Origin of the sequence: Acidocella sp. MX-AZ02 (genome assembly GCF_000306035.1) — a bacterium.
GTDB classification, from domain to species: Bacteria; Pseudomonadota; Alphaproteobacteria; order Acetobacterales; family Acetobacteraceae; genus Acidocella; species Acidocella facilis.
This window is the reverse complement of record NZ_JH976263.1, coordinates 1-609: the sequence shown is the minus strand read 5'-3', so window position 1 is coordinate 609 and position 609 is coordinate 1. Positions and strand designations below refer to the sequence as shown.

At 73.1% G+C, this 609-nt stretch carries 1 pseudogene; it reads right to left on the bottom strand.

From position 1 onward, the window contains the following. Positions 1-469, bottom strand: a pseudogene (locus tag MXAZACID_RS17450) (protein tyrosine kinase); the annotation flags it as partial. Positions 470-609 lie beyond the last annotated feature (140 nt).

The window sequence follows — 609 nt, the reverse complement described above, 5'->3', positions numbered from 1 at the left end:
AATAGAGCGAGAGCGGCGCGGTGATGGCGCGCTCCTCCGGCCTGGCTGCGACCGGCAGCAGCCCGTGGCAGCTCACCCCCAGCGCCGCGCGCACTTCATTGCCGGAGCGCAGCGAGCGGTCCAGCGTATCGCGCAAGCCCGCCAGCAGCACCCCCAGGCACAGCCCCAGCACCGTCGCGGCGCTGAGCACCATGGCATAATGCTTGGACTCCGGCCGCGCCGGCACCGCCGCCATGGACAGGATGCGCGCCTCCGGCCGGGTCAGCGAGGCATCTTGCGCCAGCTGCCCGGCCTGCAGGGTCATCGCCCGCAACATGTCCCGCCCGGCCTCGGCGCGCTGCTCCAGAGCCCGGACCGGGGCACTCTCCTCATCCTCGGTCTGGCTGGCGATGCGGATATGGGCCAGGGCCGCCTGCAGCGTCCGCACCTGGGCCTCGTCGGCGGCGACATCGGCGCGGGCCGCCTGCATCTCGCGCCCGCCTCCGCGTCGATCTGCGCGGTGACGGCGGATAATTGCGCGCGCGCCGTCACCAGCGCCGGATAGGCGGGACCGTATTCGCTGGCGAGCGACTTCACCTGGGAGGCAAGCTGCGCCTGCTGGGTGCGCAG